This is a genomic window from Staphylococcus sp. HMSC62A08, from assembly GCF_001839105.1.
Lineage (GTDB): Bacteria > Bacillota > Bacilli > Staphylococcales > Staphylococcaceae > Staphylococcus > Staphylococcus caprae.
In genome coordinates, this window is record NZ_KV840043.1 from 1 (window position 1) to 839 (window position 839).

Genomic DNA, 839 nt, shown 5'->3' on the forward strand with positions numbered 1-839 from the left:
AAACCTAAAAAGGTAGTTACAGATCAGGCACCTTCAACGAAGGTAGCAATGGCTAAAGTAATTAAAGTTTTTAAACTTAAACCTGACTGTCATTGTACATCGAAATATCTGAATAACCTCATTGAGCAAGATCACCGTCATATTAAAGTAAGAAAGACAAGATATCAAAGTATCAATACGGCAAAGAATACTTTAAAAGGTATTGAATGTATTTACGCTCTATATAAAAAGAACCGCAGGTCTCTTCAGATCTACGGATTTTCCCCATGCCACGAAATTAGCATCATGCTAGCAAGTTAAGCGAACACTGACATGATATATTAGTGGTTAGCTATATTTTTTACTTTGCAACAGAACCTTTTTTTATATATTTTTTCATATCAGGGATTTTTAATAATGCTTGAATGGACATGGCACCTGCCGACTGTCCCGCCAGCGTAATATTTTCTGGATCTCCGCCAAATTTTTTTATATTTTGATAGACCCATTTTATTGCATTAAGTTGATCGTACAGCCCTATGTTAACATCATAATCTCCATAACTAGATAAATCCAAAAAACCAAAAGCTCCCAATCTATAGTTAAAAGTAACAACTATACAATCATTATTTTGAACAAATACATTAGGGAGATTTACTTCAGCACTGCCATGGCCATTCACGAAACCTCCACCATGTACCCAAACCATAACTGGCTTTTTAGCATTTTGTGAAGAATTTTTCCATATATTCAAATATAGACAATCTTCACTTTGAGTTAATTTTTGACGCTCAGTGGAAAAAATTGAATTAAATGGATTATGTGGCTGTGGACATATCTTTCCGTATGAGTTATATTTT

General features: G+C 33.6%; 2 protein-coding genes. One reads left to right on the top strand and one right to left on the bottom strand.

From position 1 onward, the window contains the following. Window positions 1–300: DDE-type integrase/transposase/recombinase (locus HMPREF3264_RS10395; RefSeq protein ID WP_070873285.1), on the top strand; the 300-nt coding region annotated here is incomplete at its 5' end. Window positions 301–340: 40 nt separating this feature from the next. Here the strand turns inward: HMPREF3264_RS10395 and HMPREF3264_RS10400 are convergent. After that, window positions 341–839 (bottom strand): carboxylesterase family protein (locus HMPREF3264_RS10400; protein ID WP_141764487.1); only part of this gene is annotated, 499 nt, incomplete at its 5' end.